Raw genomic sequence first — 23,636 nt, 5'->3', positions numbered from 1 at the left:
ACGCCGAAGATGCTCAAACCGCTCCGATGAGCATGAAGCGCGTATATTTTTTCGTCGGCATGGCTCCGGCGAAGCTGACGGTCGAAAGCTGCGCCTGCGCCGCGAAATCCTCGAGCCTCGGCACGCTGTTGATGTGCGTCGGCTCGGAGAAATAGTCGTTGGACTGCAGCAGCACGCGCGTGCCCGGCGGCAGCATGTCGAGCCATCCGCGCACGTCCGCGATATGCTCGCAACTTGTGTTGACGACGAGATCGGGCCCCGCGCCCTCGTAGTCGAGCTCGTACATGTCACCGGTCCACGCCCTGAAGCGCTCGCCCGAACGGCGGTTCATCGTGCGGGCGACGACTTCGACGGACGGATCGACGTCGATGCTCTCGACGAGATCGATGTCGAAACGGCTGTCCTCGAACAGCATCGCCGCCAGCACGCCGTACCAGCCGCCGAGAATCCAGATCCTGCGAAAGCGCCCGCCGCAGCTTTCGAACAGATTGTCCCGCGCCCAGACCTTCGAGGCCACCTGCCGGTGGTTGAAGGCATTGGCGATCGCCGAGTGCGGATGTTCGCCCACCACCCGTGCGAGATCGGCCACCAGCGGACTGCCGGTATAGGCGGCGATGCCGCGAATGAGGTCGAAGGCATGCTCGTGCCAGTCGGGAATGGGCGCGACTGGCTGGGTGGCGTCGGTCATGGCCGTGTTGTATGTTGCAAGGCAGGGCAAGACAACGGGAATAAGCCTTCATGAATCTGTCGACGTTTCGGGCGGCTCCGGTCGAGGGCGGCATGGATCATCTGCCGCATCATTCGGGGCCTGCCAGCGAAGTCCGGCAGGTGCTCGCCGCCCATTTCGTGCGCGACTGCCCGCACATACTGGAAATCGGCGGCCATATCCGCCCTGTCACGAATTTCCTTACCCATCACCCGCTCTCGGTGACGTCGATAGACCCGAAGACGCCGGCCTTCGAGGCCGACGAGTTGAACGGGCAGCCCTGCAAGGTGCGCCATGTCGACAAGAAGTTTCAGCAGATCGACTACGACTACGCGCCGCGCAGCTATGGCCTCGTGCTGCTCGGCTACTCGCTGAAGCCCTTCGGCCAGCGCGAGCCGCTCGGGCAGCTGCTGTTCTCCCTCATCGACAACGCCAGGCGGGTCGTTATCGAATATCCGCCGGCGCTCGACCGCGCCATGTCGCAGGTGCCGGAGATCGTGACGCGGTCCGGGCTAACCCAGATCTGCCAGTTCGAGCTGGTGCTGGACGACGCGGCGATAGCGGGATCGCCCTGGGCGGCGAGACGCTTCCACGTTCTCGAACCGAAAGGCTGAGCGGGAGACGATCTTGGACCGCAGCCTCGCCCGATACATCTGGAAGCATACCTGGCGCCAGCAGGTCTGGATCCTGTGCATCGTCGGCCTGTCGATGATCCCCTACTTCATGTCCTTCGACCTGCCTAAGCAGATCGTCAACGGACCGATCCAGGGCGACGGGTTCGACGGGCCCGACGCCGTCCAGCCGTTCCTCGCCCTGTCACTCGACCTGCCCTTCGTCGGCACGGCCGACCTGTTCTCCGGCTTCATGCTGACGCGCGAGCAGATGCTCTACGCGCTGAGCTTCTTCTTCCTGTTCCTGGTGGTGGTGAACGGGCTCTTCAAGTTCTACATCAACACCTACAAGGGCAGGCTCGGCGAGCGGATGCTGCGGCGCACGCGCTTCGAGCTGGTCGATCGCGTGCTGCGCTTCCCGCCCTTCCAGTTCAAGCGCGTCAAGGCCGCCGAGGTGGCGACCATGGTCAAGGACGAGGTGGAGCCGCTCGGCGGTTTCATCGGCGACGCCTTCGTGCAGCCTGCCCTGCTCGGCGGACAGGCGCTGACGGCGCTGGTCTTCATCATCCTGCAGAATTTCTGGCTGGGCATGATCGCCGCCGTGATCGTCGCCGTACAGATCATCATCATCCCGCAGATGCGCAAGCGCCTCATCCGGCTCGGCCGCGAAAGGCAGCTCACGGCGCGGCAACTGTCCGGGCGCGTCGGCGAGATCGTCGACGGCATCAGCACGATCCATGTGCACGACACGTCGAACTACGAGCGGGCCGACATCGCCGCCCGGCTCGGGCATATCTTCAAGATCCGCTACGATCTCTACCAGTGGAAATTCCTGGTCAAGTTCATCAACAACTTCCTGGCGCAGGTGACGCCGTTCCTGTTCTACCTCGTCGGCGGCTATCTGGCGCTGCGGGGCCGGGTCGACGTCGGCCAGCTCGTCGCCGTGATCGGCGCCTACAAGGATCTCCCCGGGCCGCTGAAGGACCTGATCGACTGGGACCAGACGCGGCAGGACGTGCAGGTGAAATACCACCAGGTGGTGGAACAGTTCACCATCGACCGCCTCGTCGAGCCCAAGGTCCAGGCGCTCGCGCCGGAAGCGCCCGACCCGCTCACGGCGCCGCTGGCGGTAAGCAACCTGACCATGGTGGACGACAGCGGCGCGCCTCTGCTCGACCGCGTGTCGCTCCAGGTGAAGCCGGGAGAGCTGGTGGCGATCGTCGGCACACCGAACGGCGGCGGCGACGCGCTGGCCGAGGCGCTGGCAAGGATCAGCTGGCCGGACAGCGGAAAACTCACCTTCGGCAGCGACGACCTGCATTCGCTTCCCGAATCCCTGACCGGCCGCCGCGTGTCCTATGCCTCGTCCGACGCCTATCTCTTCTCGGGCACGCTGCGCGACAACCTCTTCTACGGGCTCAAGCACGCGCCGCTGACCGAAACATCCTACGACGGACAGACGGCGGCGCTCCGGAAATGGCAGATCGCCGAAGCCGAGCGCTCCGGCAATCCGGACTATGACGTCAACAGCGACTGGATAGACTATGCCAGCGCCGGCGCCACGGGGCCTGCCGATCTGGTGCATGTCGCCATGCCGGTGCTGGCCGCGGTCGATCTGTCGCGCGACATACTGGAGCTCGGGCTCAGATCCTCGATCGATCCGAGGTTCCACACGCATCTGGTCGAGAGCATCGTCGAACTGCGCGCCGCCATGCGCGAGCGGCTGGACAGGGACGGGCTGAGCGATCTCGTCGTGCCGTTCGAGCCGGGCGCCTACAACCGCGAGGCGACGGTGGGCGAGAACCTTCTGTTCGGCGCGGCGACGGGCAAGGAACTGGCGCCGAAGGAGCTTGCGGCCAATCCCTACTTCGCCGAGGTGCTTGCCGCCGACGGGCTGGACAAGGCGCTCTACGCCATGGGTCTCGACATTGCCGGGCAGGCCGTCGAGCTGTTCAGCGACCTGCCGCCCGACCATCCCTTCTTCCAGCAGCTGGGCCTGATGACGGCGGAGGAACTGCCCGACTACGAGGCGCTGCTGCAGAAGCTCGAAGGCAAGCCCTTCGAAGATGTGTCGGCGGCCGACCGCGCCCGGATCATCGCGGTGAGCTTCGAATATGTCGAGCCGCGCTATCGCTTCGGCCTGTTGACCGACGACATCCGCGCGCGCGTCGTGGCGGCGCGCCAACGCTTCTACGAGGGCCTGCCGGCGAACCTCAAGAATGCCATCGAACCCTACGATCCGCAGCACTACACGGCCGCTGCGAGCGTCATGGACAACGTCCTGTTCGGGCGCGTCAGCAACAGCCAGGCCGACGGACCGGAGCGTATCCGCGCCATCGTCTTCGCCGTGCTGGAGGACCTCCATCTCTATGACGAGGTGCTCGATGTCGGCCTCGACTTCAATGTCGGCGTCGGCGGCAGGCGGCTGAGCAACGCGCAGCGGCAGAAGCTCGATCTGGCGCGCGCCATCCTGAAACGCGCCGATTTCCTCATCCTCAACCGTCCGCTGCTTGCGCTGGATCAACGCCAGCAGGACCAGATCGTGCGCAAGGTGTTGCAAGAACTGAGGCGGGAGAACCGTTCCCCGGCTGTCATATGGGTGTTGCCGAATGCTGCCATGGCGCAGCTGTTCGATCGTGTAATCGTCCTGGACGGGGGCTCTCTTGTCGAAGAGGGAACACACGATACACTGAGTGCAGGAAACGGTATCTTCAAGTCGCTCGTATCACAATGATGCCGGAAGACGGAGCGGACCGGGGCAGGACCATGTTGCTCAAAGACGAAGTCGGAATGTTGAAACGGGTGCCGCTGTTCGCGGGCGTGGAACCGGCGAAGCTGAAGCTGCTCGCCTTCACCTCGGACAGGGTGAGCTACAATGCCGGCCAGACCCTGTTCCACCAGGGCGACGAGGGCGACGCCGCCTATGTCATCCTCTCGGGCACCGCCGACATTCTGGTCGAGTCCGACACGGGGCAGATCAAGGTGGCGGAAGTCGAGCCCAATTCGATCGTCGGCGAGATCGCCATACTGTGCGACGTGTCGCGCACCGCGACCGTCAAGGCCGTCGAGCGGCTGGAGGCCCTGCGCATCCGCAAGGACCACTTCCTGCGCATGCTGCGCGAGAACCCCGAAATGACGATCGAGATCGTGCGCGTGCTGGCAAACCGGCTGAGCGCCACCACGGCGGAACTTAGCGCCGAGCGCAGCCGAAGCCATTGACGATGCCGGTTCTTTCGCCGTTCGGCCATCACAACGAAACAAAAGGGCTTGCGGACCGGCCGGAAACAGCATCCCAATACCCGATGCACAAGGGGCGGTTCCGAAGACGCTCCTTTTTTGAAGGCACGGGATGACGGAAGCCGCATTTCAGGTCCGCTTCTGGGGCGTTCGCGGCAGCATTCCTGTCTCAGGCCCCGAATACATCCGCTACGGCGGCAACAGCCCGTGCATAGAGTTGCGCTGCGGGAACAAGCGCATAGTGCTCGACGGTGGGTCGGGGCTGCGCCCCTGCGGCAAGGCACTGATGCGCGAAGGTGTCGAGGAGATAGACGTCTTCCTCACGCACAGCCATTACGACCATGTGGTCGGGCTGCCGTTCTTCCACCCTCTCTATGATCCCGGCGTGAGGCTCGTCCTGTGGTCGGGGCACATGCACGGGCGCATGACCACGCGCGAACTGATGCAGGAATTCATGCGACCGCCGTGGTTCCCGGTCGAGGCCGAATATTGCACGGCTAATGTGCATTGCCGCGATTTCGAGCCCGGCGACATCCTGCGCCCGCGCGAAGGCATCGTGGTGCGGACGGGGCGGCTGACGCATCCCGGCGGTTGCGTCGGCTATCGCGTCGAGGCCAACGGCCGGTCGCTGGCGCTGATCAGCGATACGGAGCATGTACCGGGCGAACTGGACCCCGAGGTCATGCGACTCATCCGCGGCGCCGATCTCGTCGTCTACGACTGCACCTATCTGGAAACCGAACTGGCGCGCTATCGCGGCTTCGGCCACTCGACCTGGGAACAGGGCGTCAAGCTGTGCGAGGCCGCCGGAGCGAAACGTCTGGCGCTGTTCCATCACGATCCCTCGCGCACCGACAGCCAGATGGACGCGATCGAGCAAGCCGCGCAAGCAAGTTTCGAAGGCGCTTTCGCGGCGCGGGACGGCCTGATCCTCGACCTATAGCGAAACGTCGCTCGACAGCCTCGTGACAGAGGACCAGCGGCAGGACGGATGTCCGGCGGTGATCCCGAAAAGCCGTTCGAGAAAGGCCCAGGCGGCTGCGTCATGGACGAGATGATGGGTCAGGACGCCGACCGCTCCCGCACCCTTCTCGAACATGCGGTCGAGTTGCGCGACGATCCCGGCGACGAGCGCCGCCTCGTCCCGGCCGCCGCGCGTGCCGTGCCAGTCGATGATGTCGACGTTGGTGTTCACGATGGGGACCGGCGAACTCCTTGCCGGACCGAAGGCCGACAGGCTGGACAACCCCGCTTCCGGCAGCCGGGGCACGAGCGACGGGTCGATGCGGTTCCATGGCGGCACGAAAAGAGGGACGAACCGGTCGCCGAACAGGCCGCGCAGCCGCTCCTCACCCTCCCGCAGTTCCGCCAGCATGACCTCATGCGGGCGGTGGGGGCCGAACTCCTGCTTCTTCTCGTCCGCCGGCGCATGGTTCTGGTGCGACCAGCCATGGAGGGCGACGGTCACCAGCGGAGCATCCGCCAGCCGTTCGGCCAATGCCGCACCTGCCCTTGCCGAGATGACCGCAAGCGTCATCGGTACGGCGTGGCGATCGCCGAGTTCGAGCAGGCGCTCCAGAGCCGGCGACGGCTCCACGGCGTCGTCGTCGCGCAGCCAGAAATCCGCGACGCGCCCGGCCTTTGTCCAGCGGGAGAGCGCCTGCTCCAGTTGCGCCCAGGCTGCCGCTCTCATCGCGCCGGCATCCTCTCCAGCAGCAGGTTGCGCAAGCGCTCCGCCGCCGCATCGAGGGAATGGCGCTCGCGCATCCTGCGCCGGGCGTTCCGGCCGAGACGGCCGCGCTCATTCTCATTGCCGAGAAGCCGGCGGATCGCCGCAGCGTAGGCATCGACGTCGCCATCGGGCGTCAACCATCCCGTCTCGCCATGCGTCACAACTTCCGGCACGCCCGCCGTCTCCATCGCGACGACAGGCAGGCCGGCCGCCTGCGCTTCCAGATAGGCAAGGCCGAACGCTTCGCCCCGCCCCGGCCAGACATAGACGGCCGACGCCGCGAGGATGGCGGCGACCTCCTGTTGCGGCAGTTCGCCGAGCCAGTCGATACGATCCGGCGGCAGATCCGAAAACAGTCGACGGACCTCGTCCCGGCGCGGTCCATCGCCGACGATGGCCAGCGTCCACGGCACGTCGCTCAGTTGGCCGAGCGCTTTCGCAAGGATGCCGTAACTCTCCAGCTTGTCGCCGGCGCGCATCATGGCGACGGTGACGAGCCGGTGCGATGCGCCAGCCGCGGCCGGCGCAAAAGGCGAAACATCGATGAAGGGCGGCACAAGCGCGAGCTTCGCCTCGTCTACGATGGACGACAGGCCTTCACGGTCGCGCCGCGTGAAGCAAAGATTCACGGCCGCGCCTCTCACGGCATCGACAACGTAGCGCTGCGACACAACCCATGCCTCGTGGTCCCGGCGCCGGGACCACGAGGCTTCGGCAGTGACATAAGGAATGCCGAAACGTGCGGCGAGCGGCGGCCCGAGCAGGTCCGGCGATTTATAATAGGGATGATAGGTGAACCAGAGGTCGGGCTTCCCATGTTCGGCCCACTCCAGCGAAAGGCGCTCGACCTCGACGTTTGCCTCGCGCTTCAGGTTCTCCAGCCGGTCGAAATCAGGCTCGGGAAGATAGGCCCGCAACGCGGATGCAACGCTCGCCGTGTGTCCGGCGACGGCAAGCGCGCGCAGGAGAAGGCGCGCGACCTGACGGTCCCCCGAGACGACGGGATGATCCGGAGATTTCATGGGAGCGTAAAAGGCGATCCGCATCGCGGCGATGCTATCGGGCGAAAGACGGCCCAAGTCAAACCGCCGCTGTCCGCCGGACATGGATGTGGTAGGGTACAAGCGATGACCGCACCGGACGACGGTTTCTTCTCGGGTGCTCCGCTTCTGGTGGAATTCCAGAGCGTGGCGGATGCCGAAAACTATCGCCCGCTTCCGGACGACTGGGTGCTCGCCACCGCGGACATCGTCGATTCGACCGCGGCGATCGCCGCCGGCCGCTACAAATCCGTGAACATGGCGGGCGCCAGCGTGATTTCCGCCATCCTCAACGCGCTCGGCCAGCCGGACCTGCCCTATGTGTTCGGTGGCGACGGCGCGCTGGTGGCGGTGCCGGCAGCTTCCGAGCCGCTGACGCGACTGGCGCTGTCGCAGGTGCAGGCCTGGGTAAGCGACGAGCTCGATCTCACCATGCGGGCGGCCATCGTGCCGCTGACAGAAATCCGTGCGCAGGGGCTGGACGTTCTGGTCGCCCGTTTCCGCGCGTCCGAGCATGTGTCCTACGCCATGTTCGCCGGCGGCGGCGTGAGTTGGGCGGAAGCCGAGATGAAGGCCGGGCGATACGGCGTGACGCCCGCGCCGCCCGGCAGCCGGCCCGATCTCGACGGGCTCTCGTGCCGCTGGAATCCCATAGCCGCGCGGTCGGGCGAAATCGTGTCGATCATCGCCGTTCCGGGACCGGCGCAGAACCGGCAGGCGTTCCAAGCGCTCGTCTCGGACATCGTCACGCTGGTCGACGAGCAGGGACGCGGCGGCCGGCCGGTTTCGAGCGAAGGGCTGGCCTACAGCTTTCCGCCATCGGGACTGGACGCCGAGGCGCGCGCCGCTGTGCCGAAAGGCCGACGTCTGGCGAAGAAGCTCAAGGTGATGGCGCTGATGCTGCTGGTCGCCGCGGCCGACCGCCTCAACTTCAGGATCGGCACGTTCGACCCGAAACTCTATCGCGACGATGTCGTGCAGAACACCGACTTCCGGAAATTCGACGACGGCCTGAAGATGACGATCGACGTCAAACCGGAACTGCGCGAACGCCTGGAAACGTTGCTTGCGCAGGCGGAGGCGGCGGGCGTCTGCCACTATGGCGTCCACAGGCAGGATTCGGCGCTGATGACCTGCATGGTGGTCAATCCGATGCAGCGGGACCACGTGCACTTCGTCGACGGCGCGGCGGGCGGCTACGCGGTGGCGGCGGCGAACATGAAGGCGAAGACGGCCGCGCAGAGGGGCGGCGGCGCCGACCATGCGCTTGCCGGTCGATCAAATCGGCAATAAGCCTCTGGCATCGCTGCCTCTGCCGGCCCATATCATCCGGGCTGGCGTCAGTGACCTTTCTTACCTTGCGAAAAGCAACCATCTTGGATACTCGCCCCTCGACTTCCGAAACCCTGCAGCAGCGGCTTGAGTCGCGAACGGCGACCGTCGGCGTCGTGGGACTGGGCTATGTCGGCCTGCCGCTGGCCATGGCCATGTCGGGCGGCGGGTTCATGACGCTGGGCTTCGACATCGATCCGGCCAAGGTCGAGACACTCAATTCGGGGTCGTCCTATATCGAGGCCGTGCCGGGCAGCCTGCTCGGCAACGCGCTCAAGACGGAGCGTTTCCGCGCGACAGGCGATTTTTCCGAACTCGCCGCCTGCGACGCCATCATCATCTGCGTGCCGACACCGCTGACGCGGCATCGCGAGCCCGACCTTTCCTTCATCGAGAACACCAGCCGCGCCATCGCCGAGAGGCTGCGGCCGGGCCAACTCGTGGTGCTGGAATCCACCACCTATCCGGGCACGACCGACGGCATCGTACGGCCCATTCTGGAGGCGACGGGGCTGCGCTCGGCCCGGGATTTCTTCCTCGGCTTCTCGCCGGAGCGCGAGGACCCCGGCAACCGCGACTTCGCCGTGACGACGATCCCGAAGGTGGTGGCGGGCGACGGAGAGGAAGCCGCGAGGCTGATGCATGCGCTCTACGGCGCCGTCGTGAAGAAGATCGTCCCGGTCTCTTCCACCGCGGCGGCGGAGGCGGTGAAGCTCACCGAGAACATCTTCCGGTCCGTCAATATCGCGCTCGTGAACGAGCTCAAGCTCGTCTACGACGCGATGGGCATCGACATATGGGAAGTAATCGAGGCGGCCAAGAGCAAGCCTTTCGGCTACATGCCTTTCTATCCAGGACCCGGCCTCGGCGGCCATTGCGTGCCGATCGACCCGTTCTACCTGACCTGGAAGGCGCGGGAGTTCGAAATGCCGACGCGCTTCATCGAACTCGCCGGCGAGATCAATTCGGCCATGCCGCGGCATGTGGTCGGGCGGCTCGCCGACGCGCTCGACCGCTTCCGCGGCAAGGCGCTCAGCCGCTCGCGCGTGCTGGTCGTCGGCCTCGCCTACAAGAAGAACGTGCCCGACATCCGCGAAAGCCCGTCGCTAAGGCTGATCGAGCTGATCGAGGAGCGCGGCGGGCGTACCGAATTCCACGATCCCTTCGTCGACGAGATACCTTCGACCCGCGAGCACAAGCCGCTGATGGGCCGGCGCTCGGTCGTGCTCACGCCCGAGACGCTGAAGGACTTCGACGCGGTGCTGGTCGCGACCGACCACGACAATGTCGATTACGCGGCGATCGCCTCGTTGGCTTCGCTGGTCATCGATACGAGAAACGTCTTCGGCCGCCTGGGCCTCACGGGCGACAGCATAGTGAAAGCCTGATCAGGATATCTGCCAATGGGTTCCGCAAACGGCGAGGTTTCCACCATACTGGTCGACAAGGTCGCCGACTGGCTGATGCGCTCAGCCCTTGCCGGTGATCCGCTGGAGACCATCATCCAGAGCTTCTGCGAACGGCTGGTCGCGGCAGGCGTGCCCGTGGCGCGCATCCATCTCAGCTTTTCGATGCTGCACCCGCTCTATGACGCGCTGAGCTTCATCTGGGCGCGCGGCGAGGCGATCGAGATCGAGGGCATGCGCAAGAAGAACGGGCTGCCGCCGGAACGTTTCCTGCGAAGCCCCTATTTCTACCTGCTCAGCAACAAGCTGGAACACATAAGACGCCGGATCGAGCCGTCGGGACCGATCGAATTCCCCATCTTCGAGGAATTGCGCCAGCAGGGAATGACGGATTATCTCGCCTTCGTCCACTCCTTCGGCGGGGAGCGGCAGGGCATGATCGGCTCATGGACCACCGACAGCCCCAACGGCTTTTCGGAGAGCACCATAGCGGCGCTGCTGCGCATCCAGAGCAACCTCGCCGTGGCGGCGAAGATGGCGGTGCTTACGAAGCTCGCCGACAACATGCTGACCACCTATGTCGGCGGCGACGCCGGCAAGCGCGTGCTGCGCGGCCAGGTCAAGCGCGGCGACGGCGACACCATCCGAGCGGCCATCGTCATGGCCGACATGCGGGGTTCGACCAGGCTGGCGGAGACCGCCGGCCGCGAGGTCTACATCGAGACGCTCAACCAGTTCTTCGACGCCATCGCCGCGCCCTTCAACCGCAATGGCGGACAGATCCTGAGTTTCGTAGGCGACGGCTTTCTGGCGGTCTATCCCTGCGAACGGCATCACGGCCCGTCCGAGATCGCCTGCCGCGCCGCCCTGTCCGGAGCCTTCCGCGCCACGTCGCGCATGGCGAGCCTCAACGAGGCGCGCAGGCGCGACGGGCTGGAGGAAATCGGCTACGGCATCGGCCTGCATGTGGGCAACGTGATGTACGGCAATGTCGGCCTGACCGACCGGCTGACCTTCTCGGCCTTCGGGTCGGCGGTGAACGAGGCGCAACGGCTGCAGGCGCTGACCAAGAAACATCCCTACCAGATCATCGCCAGCAGCGATTTCGCCGACTATTGCGGCGGCAGCTGGCTCACCATCGGCCGCGAGCAGCTTGCCGGCGCCAGCCAGAAGCTGACCATCATGCATCCCGACTTCTCCGATATCGCGGCACTTACCGAAGACGGCAATCTGGAGGAAAGCTACGATCGCATGTCGGATGCCGAGCAGGTGATGATCCTGCACCGCGATGTCGAGAGCCGCGCGCCGGGCGGCCGCGATGTGAAGAAGCTGCAATGAATGTCCGCGCGCTGCCGGCGGCCGGACTAGCCATGGCGATCTGCACCTCCGCGCAGGCCGAACCCGGCATGCAGGTGCTGCGCGACGGATTCGACGGACCGACCTTCTCGGAAGCCGGGGGACTCTACTACCGCGAGAATTTCGAGCAGAGCGCCGGACACATGGAATTCCAGCGCGAGGTGACGCGCGATGGCGGCGGCGCGCTTAAGCTCTCGGTGAAGCCGATCTGCCCGCCGGCGCCGGACAGCTGCAGCGAGCGCGCGGAAATCTGGGAGAGGACCGAACTCCGCGTGCCCTACGATCAGGGCGTCTGGTACGGCTTCGCGGTCAAGTTCGGCGATCCCGTGCCGACGGACGATCACCGCTACCTCATCGCGCAATGGAAGCGCGAGATCGATCCGGGAGCGGATGGCGACTTCAGCCCCTTCCTGGCGCTCCGGATGCGCAACGGCAAGCTCTACGCCACGGTTGAGACCAACTATATCCCTCCCGCCGCCGATGCGGGAAAACCCGCTGCCGGCGCGTGCGGGCCGAAGGCGGTGCCGGTCTGGCTGCGGCCGAAGCTCAACCAGATGCGCGCGCTGGTGGCCACGGATTCGACCTGGACACCCAGGGACGGCGATCTGTTTACCGCCTGCACGACCGCCATACAGGTGACGGAACATGGCAACCCGTTGCCGACGCCCGATTCCGGCTGGATCGACTTCGCCATCTATACGAAGCCCGGTCCGGACGGGTCGGGCCGGATCGAACTCTTCGCCAACGACAGGCCGATCGTCACGGTGACGGGCCATATCGGCCATGCCGACGCCGGTCTCGGCCCCAACCAGTATTTCAAGTTCGGGCCATATCGCGCGGCGCATACGACCGAGTGGACACTCTATTACGACGATTTCCGCCGGTCGCCCAACTGCGCGGACGTGCTGCCGGCCGGAGTCTGCCCTGACCGATAGCCCCGTTCGCGACAGCCCGATGAAGTTGGCGTCCGCCGTCTAGGCAGCGCAGCACCGGTGCGATAGTGTTCCCCCGAGGGCGGGCGCCCAGGCCGCCGCGCGCAGGGGTTTGACGGGATGAAGCCAGCGGGCGATCTGCTCCGGATCGAGGATCTGAGCATATCCTTCGCCATTGTCGGCGGGCCGATCTATGCCGTGCGCAATATCGGCATGCGGGTGCTGCCGGGCAAGGTGACCGCGCTGGTCGGCGAGAGCGGTTCGGGAAAATCGGTCACCAGCCAGGCGGTGATGGGCATTCTGCCCCGGACGGCGCGGGCGAGCGGACGCATCCTCTTCACCGATCCGAAGACGGGCGTGACCTCCGACATATTGCAGATGCCGGTCGACGGCCCTGAAATCCGCGCCCTGCGCGGCAGCCGCATGGGCAAGATATTCCAGGAGCCCATGACCTCGCTGTCGCCGCTGCACACGATCGGCGACCAGGTGAGCGAGCCGCTGCGCATCCATCAGCGCGGCCTTTCCGCCGCCGAATACAAGGATCGCACGGAGGAGATGCTGAAGCTGGTCGGCTTCCCCAATCCGGCGCGCGCCTACGACATGTACGCCTTCGAGCTGTCGGGCGGGCTGCGCCAGCGCGCCATGATCGCCATGGCGCTGATCTGCCGGCCGGCGCTGCTGATCGCCGACGAACCGACGACGGCGCTCGACGTGACAATCCAGGCACAGATCCTCGAACTCCTGGGCGAACTGCGCGAAAAGCTCGACATGGCGATGCTGCTCATCACGCACGATCTCGGCGTGGTGGCGAATATCGCCGACGAGGTCGTGGTGCTCTATCATGGCGAGGTGATGGAAGCCGGCACGGTCGAGGATATCTTCCGCCGGCCGAGCCACCCCTACCTCAAGGGGTTGATGGCCGCCGTGCCGCATTTCGACATGAAGCCCGGCGAGCGGCTGAAGGCGCTGCGCGAAGTGCCGGTGAATGTCGAGAACCTGCTCGGCAAGCACAAGGCGGCGGGACCGGACGTCCTGCTCAAGGTGCGCGACATCTCCAAGACGTTCACCACCCGGAAATCGAGCTGGTTCGGCAAGGCCGAGGATACGGCCGTAAAGGCGGTGGACGGCGTCAGCTTCGACGTCATGCGCGGCGAATGCCTGGGGCTGGTCGGCGAAAGCGGCTCGGGCAAGACCACCGTCAGCAAGATATTGATGCGCGCCGTGACGCCGGACAGCGGCTCGGTGACGCTGCACACCGCCGACGGCACGATAGACGTGCTGAAGGCCGAGGGCGAGGAGTTGAAGAAGCTCCGCACCAAGATCCAGATGGTGTTCCAGGACCCTGTGTCGTCGCTGTCGCCGCGCATGACCGTGCAGAATATCCTCGCCGAGCCGCTGGAGATTCACAATCGCGGCAATGCCGAGAGCCGGCTCGAAATGGTGAAGTCGCTGCTTTCCACCATCGGGCTCGATCCGCGCTTCATCAGCCGCTATCCGCACAGTTTCTCCGGCGGCCAGCGCCAGCGCATCGGCATCGCCCGCGCCCTGGCGCTCGGTCCCGACCTGCTGATCTGCGACGAGCCGGTGTCGGCGCTCGACGTGTCGGTGCAGGCGCAGATCCTCAACCTGCTCAAGGACCTGCAAAAGCAGCTCGGCCTGACCTACCTGTTCATCTCGCACAACCTTGCGGTCGTGGACTACATGGCGGACCGCATCGCGGTGATGTGCGGCGGCCGCATCGTCGAGGTCGCGCCGGCAGAGATCCTGCTGCGCAAGCCGGTCCATCCCTATACGAAGGCGCTGGTCGCGGCGGTCCCCTTCCCGGATCTCGACCGGCCGCTCGACTTCAGGACGCTGAAGAAAAGCGGCGTGTCGGATGCCAATGCCTGGGCGCCGCAGTTCCGGGACGAGGGCGAGACCGACGGGCTTGCGCCGGCCGATCTCGGCAGCGGCCATTTCGTTCTGGCGCGGCGCAACGCCGACATAAGCGAGTTGCGGCCATGATCAACCGCCGCACCACGCTCGGCCTGATCGCGGCGACGTCGCTGATGCCCGGAAAGCTGCTGGCCGGGCCGGCGAAGGAACCGGAGTTCCTGCAGAAGCTGATCGACGAGAAGACGCTGCCGCCCATGGCGGAGCGCCTGCCGAAGAACCCGCTGGTCGTGAACCTCGCGTCGATGGGCCGGGAGGTCGGGCGATATGGCGGCGTGGTGCGGCAGCTCATCAGCGGCCAGCGCGACATCCGCCTGATGACCATCAACGGCTATGCGCGGCTCGTCGGCTATGACGAGACGCTGGCCTTGAAGCCCGACGTGCTGGAAAGCTGCGAGGCCGAGGGCGAGCGCATCTTCACCCTTCGCATCCGCGAGGGCCACAAATGGTCCGACGGCAGTCTCTTCACCGCGGAGGATTTCCGCTACTGCTGGGAGGATGTCTGGCTGAACGAGGATTTGAGTTCGGGCGGCCTGTCGCGCGCGCTGCTGGTGGACGGCAAGCCGCCGGTGTTCGAGGTCGTGGACGATCTCACCGTCCGCTACACGTGGCACGCGCCGAACCCCGACTTCCTGCCCAGCCTGGCCTCCGCGCAGGCGCTCGGCATCGTGTTGCCGGCGGCCTACATGAAGCAGTTCCACGAAAAGTATCAGGACCCGGACAAGCTCGAGGACCTGATCAAGGAGAACAAGGCCAGGAAGTGGACGACGCTGCATATCCGCATGTCGCGCCAGTACCGGCCCGAAAATCCCGACCTGCCGACCTTCGACCCGTGGCGCAACCGGACGAAGCCGCCGGCCGAGCGCTTCATCTTCGAGCGAAATCCGTTCTTCCACCGGGTGGACGAGACGGGCCAGCAACTGCCCTATATCGACCAGATGATCCTCGGGGTCAGCTCCTCGGCGATCATCGTCGCCAAGACCGGGGCCGGCGAGAGCGATCTGCAGACGCTGGGCCTAGACTTCTCCGACTACACGCTGCTGAAGGACGCCGAGAAGCGCTATCCGGTAAGGGTCAGGCTGTGGAAGCGCACGCAGGGCGCGCGGCTGGCGCTGCTGCCCAACCTCAATTGCGGCGATCCCGTGTGGCTGCCGGTCCTGCGCGACGTGCGCACCCGCCGGGCGCTGTCCATGGCGATCGACCGGGAGGAGATCAACAAGGCGCTGTTCTACGGCCTTGCCAGGGAAAGCGCCGACACGGTGCTGCCGGAAAGTCCGCTGTTCCGGCCCGAATATGCGAAGGCATGGACGGAGTTCAATCCGGTGCGCGCCAACGCGCTCCTGGACGAGGTCGGCCTTCGCGAACGGGACGTCGAAGGCTACCGCATCCTTCCCGACGGCCGGACGGCGCAGATCGTGGTGGAGACGGCGGGCGAGAGCGTGCTGGAAACCGACGTGCTCGAACTCGTCACCGATCACTGGAAGAATGCCGGCATCAAGCTTTTCATCCGCACCTCGCAGCGCGACGTGTTCCGCAGCCGCGCCATCGCCGGCGAGATCACCATGGCGCTGTGGTCGGGCATCGACAACGGAGTGCCGACGGCCGACATGAGCCCGAGCGAACTGGCGCCGACCGCCGACGAGCAACTGCAATGGCCGGTCTGGGGTCTGCATTACCTTTCCAACGGCCAGCAGGGCGCCGCACCGGACATGCCGGAGGCGGTGACGCTTCTCGATCTTCTGCGCAAGTGGAAACGCGCGGTCGACATGTCGGAACGCGCCGCGGCGTGGAGCTCGATGCTCGCGCTCTATACGGAACAGGTTTTCTCGATCGGCATCGTCAATTCCGCGCTGCAACCGGTGTTCAGCACGACCCGGTTGCGCAACCTTCCGGAGGAAGGCCTCTACAGTTTCAATCCCACTTCCTATCTCGGCATCTACAAGCCGGATACGTTCTGGCTGGGAGAAGCCTAGTGCTGCGATACATCCTCTGGCGCATCGCCGTGATGGTGCCGACGCTGATACTGATCTCCATCCTGGTCTTCACCATCATCGAGCTTCCGCCCGGCGATTATTTCGAGAGCTACGCCGCCGAACTGCGCGCCCAGGGCGAAAACGCCGACATGGACAAGCTGAACCAGCTTCGTGCCGAGTACGGTTTCGACAAACCGGCCTATATCCGCTACTTCTACTGGGTCGGCGGCATGCTGCAGGGCGATTTCGGCTATTCGTTCGAATACGAGCTGCCGGTGTCGGACGTGGTCGGCGACCGCATGTGGCTGACCGTTCTGGTGTCCTTCGTCACCATCGTCTTCACCTGGCTCATCGCCTTTCCCATCGGCATGTATTCCGCCACGCACCAGTATAGCTGGGGCGACTACGGCCTGACCTTCCTCGGCCTGATCGGCATCGCCATCCCTAACTTCATGCTGGCGCTGATCCTGATGTATTTCGCCAACATCTGGTTCGGCATGTCGATCGGGCACCTGATGGACCAGCAATATATGGACCAGCCGATGAGCTGGGCGAAGGCCAAGTCCATCATCGACCATCTGTGGATTCCGGTCATCATCGTCGGCACGGCGGGCACCGCCGGCATGATCCGGCGGCTGCGCGCCAACCTGCTCGACGAATTGCAGAAGCAATATGTCGTGACCGCGCGCGCCAAGGGCCTGCATCCGTTCCGCACGCTGGTGAAATATCCGCTCAGGATGGCGCTGAACTTCTTCGTCTCGGACATCGGCTCGATCCTGCCGGCGATCATTTCCGGAGCCGAGATCACGGCCATCGTGCTGTCGCTCGAAACGACCGGGCCGATGCTCATCAAGGCCTTGCAGAGCCAGGACATGTATCTCGCCGGCTCGTTCCTGATGTTCCTCGCCTTCCTGACCGTCATCGGCGTGCTGATCTCCGACCTGGCGCTGGCGCTGCTCGATCCGCGCATCAGGCTGGCGGGCGGGAGCACCAAATGAGCACGCCCCTGCCGCCGCCCGGCGCTCCCATGGAGCATTACGTCTCCGCCGCACCCTTCGACCCGATGTCGGTCGAGGCGATGACGGTGGAGCAGTCGCGCGTCTATCAGGCCTCGCAGCTTCGCCTGATGTGGTGGAAGTTCAAGCGCCACAAGGTGGCCGTCGCCTCCGGCATCTTCCTCGCCTTCCTCTACGCCCTGATCCTCGTGTCCGAGTTCGTCGCGCCGTACAATCTGCACACGCGCAACATGGATTTCATCTACACGCCGCCGCAGCGGGTGCATCTCTTCGACACGCAGGGAAATTTCGTCGGACCGTTCGTTTACGGCCGGGAGATGAACCTCGACATGGAGACGCTGAAGCGCGTCTACACGGACAGGCCGGGCGACATACAGCCGGTCCGCTTCTTCTGCCGCGGCGACAGCTACAAGTTCTGGGGGATGGCAGAGTCGAACCTGCATCTGGTCTGCCCTGCGGAGGGCGGCGAGATGTTCCTGCTCGGCACCGACCGGCTCGGCCGCGACGTGCTCTCGCGCATCATCTACGGGGCGCGCATCTCGCTCACCATCGGCCTGCTCGGCGTGGCCTTCAGCTTCGTGCTCGGCATCGTCATCGGCGGGCTGGCCGGCTATCATGGCGGCACGCTCGACATGATCGTGCAGCGCATCATCGAGGTGCTGCAATCGCTGCCCTCGATCCCGCTCTGGATGGCGCTCGCCGCGATCATGCCCGTGACCTGGCATCCGATCGTGATCTATTTCGCCATCACCATGATCCTCGGACTGCTCGACTGGACGGGCCTCGCCCGCGCGGTGCGCTCCAAGCTGCTGGCGCTGCGCGAGGAGGATTACGTGCTCGCCGCGCAACTGATGGGCGCGAAGCCGGCCCGCATCATCGGAAGGCACATGATCCCCGGCTTCATGTCGCATCTGATCGCGACCGCCACCATCGCCATTCCCGGCATGATCCTCGGCGAGACGGCGCTGTCCTTCCTCGGCCTCGGCCTGCGCCCTCCGATCACCAGCTGGGGCATATTGCTGACCGAGGCGCGCGGCGTGACCGTGATCGCCTTCTATCCGTGGCTACTGTTCCCGATGGTCCCGGTGATCCTCGTCATCCTCGCCTTCAACTTCCTCGGCGACGGTCTGCGGGACGCGGCGGACCCGTACCGGTAGCGGCAATCAGGCCCGATAGAGGAAATAGCGGCCTTCCTGCGCGCCGGCCGGAAGCGGCAGCGTCGAAACTCCCGCCATGGCGAGCGGCAGGTCGGACACGACGATGCCGCCCGGCGCGAGCACGGCGGGCAGAAGGCGGCTGAGCCGCTCGCTCATGGCCGAATTGTGGGCTTCCGTGTAGGAACCCATGTCGGAATGCACCAGCGCCGCCTTGTTCGGAAAGCGGGCGGCGGCAGCTTTCAAGGTCTCCTCGATGTCGCCGAGAAAAGTCCGGTCGGACGGCGGAACGCAATCGTCGTAGCAGTCGATCTCGCGATCGAAGACATAGATGTCGCGGTCCGGCAGATGCGTGCGCAGATGATCGTAGGTGCGGCCGTGGCCGAGACCGAGCTCGAAGACGGGACCGGGACGCCCGGCGATCTCGGCGAACGCCCAGCCGAGACAGGCGTTCTGCGCCTCCAGCCTGAGGCGCAGCTTGTCGAGGCGCGTGAATCGCTGTGCGTTCATGCGACTTCCCGCACCTGCGGGTTGGCGGCGACGCCGTCGTGCCGCACCGACAGGCCCCTCCCCACGGCAAAATACAGAAGCCCGTGCTGCGCGACGATCTCGGGATCGTAAAGGTTGCGACCATCGACGATGACGGGCTGGCGGAGATTGGCCTTGAGCCAGCCGAAATCCGGAACGCGGAACTGCTTCCATTCGGTGCAGATGACGAGCGCGTCCGCGCCGGTCGCGGCATCCCGCGGCGACGTCGCCAGCACGAAATCCGCACGGTCGCCGTAGATCTCCCGCGCAACCTGCATCGCCTCCGGGTCGAAGGCCCGCACCGAGGCGCCCGCCTGCCACAGAGCTTCGATGAGGACGCGGCTCGGCGCCTCGCGCATGTCGTCCGTGTTGGGCTTGAAGGCGAGCCCCCAGACGGCGACCGTCTTGCCCGCAAGCCTGCCGTCGAGCGCCTGATGGAGCTTGTCGAAGAGCACGCGCTTCTGGCTGGCGTTGACCCGCTCGACCGCCTCCAGGAGATGCGGCTCGACGCCGGCGTCTGTCGCGGTCCGGACGATGGCGCTGACGTCCTTTGGGAAGCAGGAGCCGCCATAGCCGCAGCCCGGATAGATGAAATGGTAGCCGATGCGCGGATCCGAGCCGATGCCGCGCCGCACGTCCTCTATGTCGGCGCCGAGCCGCTCGGCGATGTTGGCCATCTCGTTCATGAAGCTGATCTTGGTGGCGAGCATGGCGTTGGCGGCATATTTGGTCAGCTCGGCCGAGCGCACATCCATCATCATCAGCTTGTCGTGGTTGCGGTTGTAGGGCCGGTAGCAGGCGGCGAGCGTCTTGCGCACGCGCTCCGAATCCGTGCCGATGATGATGCGGGCAGGCCGCGCGAAATCCTCGATGGCGCTGCCTTCCTTGAGGAATTCGGGGTTGGAGCAGACATCGAAGGGATGCTGCGTGCCGCGCGCCTGCTGCGTTTCCGCGATCACCTCCCGCACCATGTCGGCCGTGCCCACCGGAACCGTCGACTTGCCGACGACGATCTTGTAGCCGTCGATGTTGTCGCCGACCGTCCGGGCCACAGCGCGGACATGGGAGAGATCGGCCGAACCGTCCGCGCTGGAAGGCGTGCCGACGGCGATGAAGATGATGTCGCCCGACCGTATCGCTGCCGCGCCGTCGCTGGTGAAGGCGAGGCGGCCGGCTGCCCTGTTCGAGGCGACGAGCGCCTTCAAGCCGGGCTCGAAGAACGGCACCTCGCCGCGCTCCAGCGTCTCGATGCGCTTCGGGTCGATATCGACGCACAGCACATCGTGGCCGACATCGGCGAAACAGGCACCCGTGACCAGGCCGACATAGCCGGTGCCGAAAATGGTGAGCTTCATGCGAAACCGTTCCTGATGGGACCGTACGGCCGAACCGGACGGGTTTTAGCGGATATGGTCGGCCTCAAATAGACATCGCCGCCGAAATTTGCCACATGGCAAACGGACAAGCCGCGCGGGCCGCCGGCCACGCCGGGCGTAAGCCATGGAAACCACATGAGAATCCTCCTGACCGGCGCCGCCGGCTTCATCGGCTACCACACGGCGCGGCGCCTGCTCGCGCGGGGCGACCGGGTGTTCGGGCTCGACAACCTCAATGAGTACTATCCCGTCAGCCTGAAGCTCGACCGGCTGGCCCGATTGAAGACCCATCCGAATTTCGAGTTCCGCCAGGGCGACGTCGCCGATCCGCGCCTCGCGGAGACGCTGCCCGGGGAAGCGCTCGACGCCGACGCCATCGTGCATCTCGCGGCGCAGGCCGGCGTTCGCTATTCGATCGAGGCGCCGCTGACCTATGTGGACTCGAACGTGACGGGTCAGGTCGTCATGTTCGAACTGGCGGCGAAGCTGAAGCGTCGCCCGCCCATCGTCTATGCGAGTTCCTCGTCGGTCTACGGCACGGATACGCAGCCGCCCTTTTCGGAGACGGCGCGGGCGGATTCGCCCATTTCCGTCTACGCGGCGACCAAGCGCGCCGGCGAACTGCTCGCCCACGCCTATCGCGACATCCATGGCATCCGTTCCACCGGGCTGCGCTTCTTCACCGTCTATGGCCGCTTCGGTCGGCCCGACATGGCGCCGTGGCTCTTCACCGACGCCATTTTTCGCGGCAAGCCGATATCCGTGTTCAACGACGGGAAGATGAAACGCGACTTCACCCATGTGGACGACATCGTCGCCGGCGTCGTGGCGGCCGCCGACAGCATCCTCGCCCGGCCGGACGAGACGGAACGCATCTACAATCTCGGCAACAACAGCCCGGTCGAGCTTCTGGATTTCATCGCCGCGATCGAGCAGGCCGCAGGACGCAAGGCGGTGATGGAGATGAAGCCGAAGCCGGCCGGCGACGTCGAACTGACCTATGCCGACATCACCCGCGCCGCCCGCGACCTCGATTTCCAGCCGCGCGTGCCGCTTCAGGAAGGCATGGCGGATTTCGTCGGCTGGTACCGAGACTACGCGAAACTCTGAGCGGACGAGACCACAGAAATGAGCCGCCTCGACAGCTTCATCCGCCGCATGTCGGCGCAGCGCGACTGCCTCAACCATGTCGCCGACCTGCTTGCCGATGTCGAGGGGCCGGTGATGGAACTCGGCCTAGGCAACGGCCGCACCTACGATCATCTGCGCGAGCGCATGCCGGGGCGGCGCGTCGTCGCTTTCGACAGGGCCTTCGCCGCGCATCTTCCTACCGCGCCGGCAACCGACGATCTGGTGCTGGGTGAGATCGCCGAGACTGCGCAGGCCTTCGTCGGCATCGGTGCCGCGCTTGTGCATGCCGATATCGGCACAGGCTATGAAGACAAGGACGCGCTGACGCTGCGCTGGCTGCCGCAACTGATCGCGGGCCTGCTGCGTTCGGGCGGGATCTCAGCCAGCGGTCTGCCGCTCGATCATGAGGCACTGGAGCCCATGATCGTGCCGCCCGGCGTGCCGAAGGACCGTTATTTCCTTTACCTCCGGAAATAACGTCCGACATGCACGCATAAAGATTTCTTTATGTCCCATTGTCGATACAGACGGCTTCTGCTAGTCAGGCGCACCATTTCCGGATGCCGTCCGGAGGACGTGCCGTGCGCCGTCCGATTCTCAACGATTGGAGACCTGCCGTGACAGCTCACAAGGATTATGTCGTCGCCGACATTTCGCTGGCCGATTGGGGCCGCAAGGAAATCGACATCGCCGAGACCGAGATGCCGGGCCTGATGGCCGCGCGCGAGGAGTTCGGCCCGACGCAGCCGCTCAAGGGTGCGCGCATCACCGGCTCGCTGCACATGACCATCCAGACCGCCGTGCTGATCGAGACGCTGAAGGCGCTCGGCGCCGAAATCCGCTGGGCCTCCTGCAACATATTCTCGACGCAGGACCATGCGGCGGCGGCGATCGCGGCCAGCGGCGTCCCGGTCTTCGCGATCAAGGGCGAGTCGCTCGAGGACTACTGGGACTACACCGACAAGATCTTCCAGTGGGCCGATGGCGGCCTGTCCAACATGATCCTCGACGATGGCGGCGACGCCACCATGTACATCCTGCTCGGCGCGCGCGCCGAAGCGGGCGAGGACATCCTCAAGAATCCCGGCAGCGAGGAGGAGGAAATCCTGTTCGCGCAGATCGCCAAGCGGCTCAAGGCATCGCCCGGCTGGTTCACGAAGCAGCGCGAGGCGATCCGCGGCGTCAGCGAGGAGACGACGACGGGCGTCAACCGCCTCTATCAGCTCCAGAAGAAGGGCCTGCTGCCTTTCCCCGCGATCAACGTCAACGACTCGGTCACCAAGTCGAAGTTCGACAACAAATATGGCTGCAAGGAATCGCTGGTCGACGGCATCCGCCGCGGCACCGACGTGATGATGGCCGGCAAGGTCGCCATCGTCGCCGGCTATGGCGACGTGGGCAAGGGCTCGGCCGCCTCGCTGCAGGGCGCCGGAGCACGCGTGAAGGTGACGGAAGCCGATCCGATCTGCGCGCTGCAGGCCGCCATGGACGGCTATGAGGTCGTCACCATGGACGACGCGATCTCATCCGCCGACATCATCATCACCGCCACCGGCAACAAGGACGTGCTGACGCTCGACCATATGCGCAAGCTGAAGGACATGGCGATCGTCGGCAATATCGGCCATTTCGACAACGAGATTCAGGTGGCCGCGCTGCGCAACCTGAAATGGACCAATGTCAAGCCGCAGGTGGACATGATCGTCTTCCCGGACGGCAAGCGCATGATCCTGCTGTCGGAGGGCCGCCTGCTCAATCTCGGCAACGCGACCGGCCATCCGAGCTTCGTCATGTCGGCCTCCTTCACCAACCAGGTGCTGGCCCAGATCGAGCTGTGGACGCAGCCCGGCAAGTACGAGAACAAGGTCTACACGCTGCCAAAACACCTCGACGAGAAGGTGGCGCGGCTGCATCTCGAAAAGCTCGGCGCGAAGCTGACGGAACTGTCCGGCGAGCAGGCCGCCTATATCGGCGTGACCCCACAGGGGCCGTTCAAGCCCGAACACTACAGATACTGATTTCGCTGGAATATAACACAAGATATTGACGCTGCGCGCTTGACAAGCGCGCGGCGTTTCTTTTTGCCGCGAAGCTTCTTCACGGCGATTCGCCCAGCGTCTATTGTGAAGTGATTCGCGATGCATCCGCTTCGGGGTAGGGCTTCGTAGGAGCGG

General features: G+C 65.2%; 20 protein-coding genes. 15 read left to right on the top strand and 5 right to left on the bottom strand.

The genetic code is table 11. From position 1 onward, the window contains the following. Positions 1-13: 13 nt before the first annotated feature. Complete coding sequence (locus M9955_09625) at positions 14-688, bottom strand: class I SAM-dependent methyltransferase (GenBank protein ID MCO5081900.1); 675 nt, start codon at positions 686-688, stop codon at positions 14-16. Between the two features lie 50 nt (positions 689-738). On the opposite strand from M9955_09625, the gene M9955_09620 reads away from it, so the two are divergent. From M9955_09620 to M9955_09605, 4 genes are all read left to right on the top strand, one after another. Continuing rightward, a complete protein-coding gene (locus M9955_09620; protein ID MCO5081899.1) occupies positions 739-1,320 on the top strand; it encodes a hypothetical protein in 582 nt (193 codons plus the stop codon). 13 nt (positions 1,321-1,333) lie between these two features. Beyond that, on the top strand, positions 1,334-4,051 hold the full coding sequence (locus M9955_09615) for an ABC transporter ATP-binding protein/permease (GenBank protein MCO5081898.1): 2,718 nt from the start codon (positions 1,334-1,336) through the stop codon (positions 4,049-4,051). A 32-nt stretch (positions 4,052-4,083) separates the two neighbouring features. Next, the gene (locus M9955_09610) at positions 4,084-4,536 is read left to right on the top strand and encodes a cyclic nucleotide-binding domain-containing protein (GenBank protein ID MCO5081897.1); all 453 of its coding nucleotides are present in this window, start codon (positions 4,084-4,086) and stop codon (positions 4,534-4,536) included. Between the two features lie 130 nt (positions 4,537-4,666). Then, positions 4,667-5,497, top strand: coding sequence for an MBL fold metallo-hydrolase (locus M9955_09605; protein ID MCO5081896.1), 831 nt, complete (start codon positions 4,667-4,669; stop codon positions 5,495-5,497). Here the strand turns inward: M9955_09605 and M9955_09600 are convergent. Next, the gene (locus M9955_09600) at positions 5,492-6,247 is read right to left on the bottom strand and encodes a polysaccharide deacetylase family protein (GenBank protein MCO5081895.1); all 756 of its coding nucleotides are present in this window, start codon (positions 6,245-6,247) and stop codon (positions 5,492-5,494) included. The two genes, M9955_09605 and M9955_09600, sit on opposite strands and share 6 nt — an antisense overlap. Then, positions 6,244-7,332, bottom strand: coding sequence for a glycosyltransferase family 4 protein (locus M9955_09595; protein MCO5081894.1), 1,089 nt, complete (start codon positions 7,330-7,332; stop codon positions 6,244-6,246). Before M9955_09595 ends, M9955_09600 begins: the two co-directional genes overlap by 4 nt. 81 nt (positions 7,333-7,413) lie before the next feature. Here M9955_09595 and M9955_09590 point away from each other — a divergent pair, with 81 nt between their 5' ends. From M9955_09590 to M9955_09555, 8 genes are all read left to right on the top strand, one after another. Beyond that, a complete protein-coding gene (locus M9955_09590; protein MCO5081893.1) occupies positions 7,414-8,619 on the top strand; it encodes a DUF3095 domain-containing protein in 1,206 nt (401 codons plus the stop codon). An 83-nt stretch (positions 8,620-8,702) separates the two neighbouring features. Then, positions 8,703-10,046, top strand: a complete 1,344-nt coding sequence (locus M9955_09585; protein MCO5081892.1) for a nucleotide sugar dehydrogenase — start codon at positions 8,703-8,705, stop codon at positions 10,044-10,046. A 15-nt stretch (positions 10,047-10,061) separates the two neighbouring features. Next, complete coding sequence (locus M9955_09580) at positions 10,062-11,402, top strand: adenylate/guanylate cyclase domain-containing protein (GenBank protein MCO5081891.1); 1,341 nt, start codon at positions 10,062-10,064, stop codon at positions 11,400-11,402. Then, positions 11,399-12,355 (top strand): polysaccharide lyase, encoded by a 957-nt coding sequence (locus tag M9955_09575; protein MCO5081890.1) that lies wholly within the window; start codon positions 11,399-11,401, stop codon positions 12,353-12,355. Before M9955_09580 ends, M9955_09575 begins: the two co-directional genes overlap by 4 nt. A 117-nt stretch (positions 12,356-12,472) precedes the next feature. Next, entirely contained in the window at positions 12,473-14,356 is a 1,884-nt protein-coding gene (locus M9955_09570) for an ABC transporter ATP-binding protein (protein MCO5081889.1), read from the top strand. After that, a complete protein-coding gene (locus M9955_09565) occupies positions 14,353-16,257 on the top strand; it encodes an ABC transporter substrate-binding protein (GenBank protein MCO5081888.1) in 1,905 nt (634 codons plus the stop codon). The genes M9955_09570 and M9955_09565 overlap by 4 nt, the downstream gene beginning before the upstream one ends. Next, positions 16,257-17,255 carry an ABC transporter permease gene (locus M9955_09560; protein ID MCO5081887.1) on the top strand — a complete coding sequence of 333 codons (999 nt, stop codon included), beginning with the start codon at positions 16,257-16,259 and terminating at the stop codon, positions 17,253-17,255. The genes M9955_09565 and M9955_09560 overlap by 1 nt, the downstream gene beginning before the upstream one ends. Then, positions 17,252-18,430 carry an ABC transporter permease gene (locus tag M9955_09555; protein ID MCO5081886.1) on the top strand — a complete coding sequence of 393 codons (1,179 nt, stop codon included), beginning with the start codon at positions 17,252-17,254 and terminating at the stop codon, positions 18,428-18,430. Before M9955_09560 ends, M9955_09555 begins: the two co-directional genes overlap by 4 nt. A gap of 6 nt (positions 18,431-18,436) precedes the next feature. Here the strand turns inward: M9955_09555 and M9955_09550 are convergent, their stop codons facing one another. Next, entirely contained in the window at positions 18,437-18,937 is a 501-nt protein-coding gene (locus tag M9955_09550; GenBank protein MCO5081885.1) for a class I SAM-dependent methyltransferase, read from the bottom strand. After that, positions 18,934-20,310, bottom strand: a complete 1,377-nt coding sequence (locus tag M9955_09545) for a UDP-glucose/GDP-mannose dehydrogenase family protein (protein MCO5081884.1) — start codon at positions 20,308-20,310, stop codon at positions 18,934-18,936. The genes M9955_09550 and M9955_09545 overlap by 4 nt, the downstream gene beginning before the upstream one ends. Positions 20,311-20,466: 156 nt before the next feature. On the opposite strand from M9955_09545, the gene M9955_09540 reads away from it, so the two are divergent. The 3 genes from M9955_09540 to ahcY all read left to right on the top strand — a co-directional run bounded on the left by M9955_09540 (position 20,467) and on the right by ahcY (position 23,480). Continuing rightward, positions 20,467-21,441: a GDP-mannose 4,6-dehydratase gene (locus M9955_09540; GenBank protein ID MCO5081883.1), complete on the top strand. Its 975-nt coding sequence runs from the start codon at positions 20,467-20,469 to the stop codon at positions 21,439-21,441. An 18-nt stretch (positions 21,442-21,459) separates the two neighbouring features. After that, positions 21,460-21,939 (top strand): class I SAM-dependent methyltransferase, encoded by a 480-nt coding sequence (locus M9955_09535; GenBank protein MCO5081882.1) that lies wholly within the window; start codon positions 21,460-21,462, stop codon positions 21,937-21,939. 140 nt (positions 21,940-22,079) lie between these two features. Then, entirely contained in the window at positions 22,080-23,480 is a 1,401-nt protein-coding gene (gene ahcY, locus M9955_09530) for an adenosylhomocysteinase (protein ID MCO5081881.1), read from the top strand. The last annotated feature ends 156 nt before the right edge of the window (positions 23,481-23,636 follow it).

Source organism: Rhizobiaceae bacterium, from assembly GCA_023953845.1.
In the GTDB taxonomy this organism is placed as follows: domain Bacteria; phylum Pseudomonadota; class Alphaproteobacteria; order Rhizobiales; family Rhizobiaceae; genus Arvimicrobium.
The sequence above is the reverse complement of the archived record's forward strand: the minus strand, read 5'-3'. Positions and strand labels throughout refer to the sequence as shown.

Bases quoted from the DNA above. Each gene is read 5' to 3' on its own strand.
- M9955_09625 (MCO5081900.1), bottom strand. From the start codon at position 688: ATGACCGACGCCACCCAGCCAGTCGCGCCCATTCCCGACTGGCACGAG.
- M9955_09620 (MCO5081899.1), top strand. From the start codon at position 739: ATGAATCTGTCGACGTTTCGGGCGGCTCCGGTCGAGGGCGGCATGGAT.
- M9955_09610 (MCO5081897.1), top strand. From the start codon at position 4,084: ATGTTGCTCAAAGACGAAGTCGGAATGTTGAAACGGGTGCCGCTGTTC.
- M9955_09605 (MCO5081896.1), top strand. From the start codon at position 4,667: ATGACGGAAGCCGCATTTCAGGTCCGCTTCTGGGGCGTTCGCGGCAGC.
- M9955_09600 (MCO5081895.1), bottom strand. From the start codon at position 6,247: ATGAGAGCGGCAGCCTGGGCGCAACTGGAGCAGGCGCTCTCCCGCTGG.
- M9955_09595 (MCO5081894.1), bottom strand. From the start codon at position 7,332: ATGCGGATCGCCTTTTACGCTCCCATGAAATCTCCGGATCATCCCGTC.
- M9955_09590 (MCO5081893.1), top strand. From the start codon at position 7,414: ATGACCGCACCGGACGACGGTTTCTTCTCGGGTGCTCCGCTTCTGGTG.
- M9955_09580 (MCO5081891.1), top strand. From the start codon at position 10,062: ATGGGTTCCGCAAACGGCGAGGTTTCCACCATACTGGTCGACAAGGTC.
- M9955_09575 (MCO5081890.1), top strand. From the start codon at position 11,399: ATGAATGTCCGCGCGCTGCCGGCGGCCGGACTAGCCATGGCGATCTGC.
- M9955_09570 (MCO5081889.1), top strand. From the start codon at position 12,473: ATGAAGCCAGCGGGCGATCTGCTCCGGATCGAGGATCTGAGCATATCC.
- M9955_09565 (MCO5081888.1), top strand. From the start codon at position 14,353: ATGATCAACCGCCGCACCACGCTCGGCCTGATCGCGGCGACGTCGCTG.
- M9955_09555 (MCO5081886.1), top strand. From the start codon at position 17,252: ATGAGCACGCCCCTGCCGCCGCCCGGCGCTCCCATGGAGCATTACGTC.
- M9955_09550 (MCO5081885.1), bottom strand. From the start codon at position 18,937: ATGAACGCACAGCGATTCACGCGCCTCGACAAGCTGCGCCTCAGGCTG.
- M9955_09545 (MCO5081884.1), bottom strand. From the start codon at position 20,310: ATGAAGCTCACCATTTTCGGCACCGGCTATGTCGGCCTGGTCACGGGT.
- M9955_09540 (MCO5081883.1), top strand. From the start codon at position 20,467: ATGAGAATCCTCCTGACCGGCGCCGCCGGCTTCATCGGCTACCACACG.
- M9955_09535 (MCO5081882.1), top strand. From the start codon at position 21,460: ATGAGCCGCCTCGACAGCTTCATCCGCCGCATGTCGGCGCAGCGCGAC.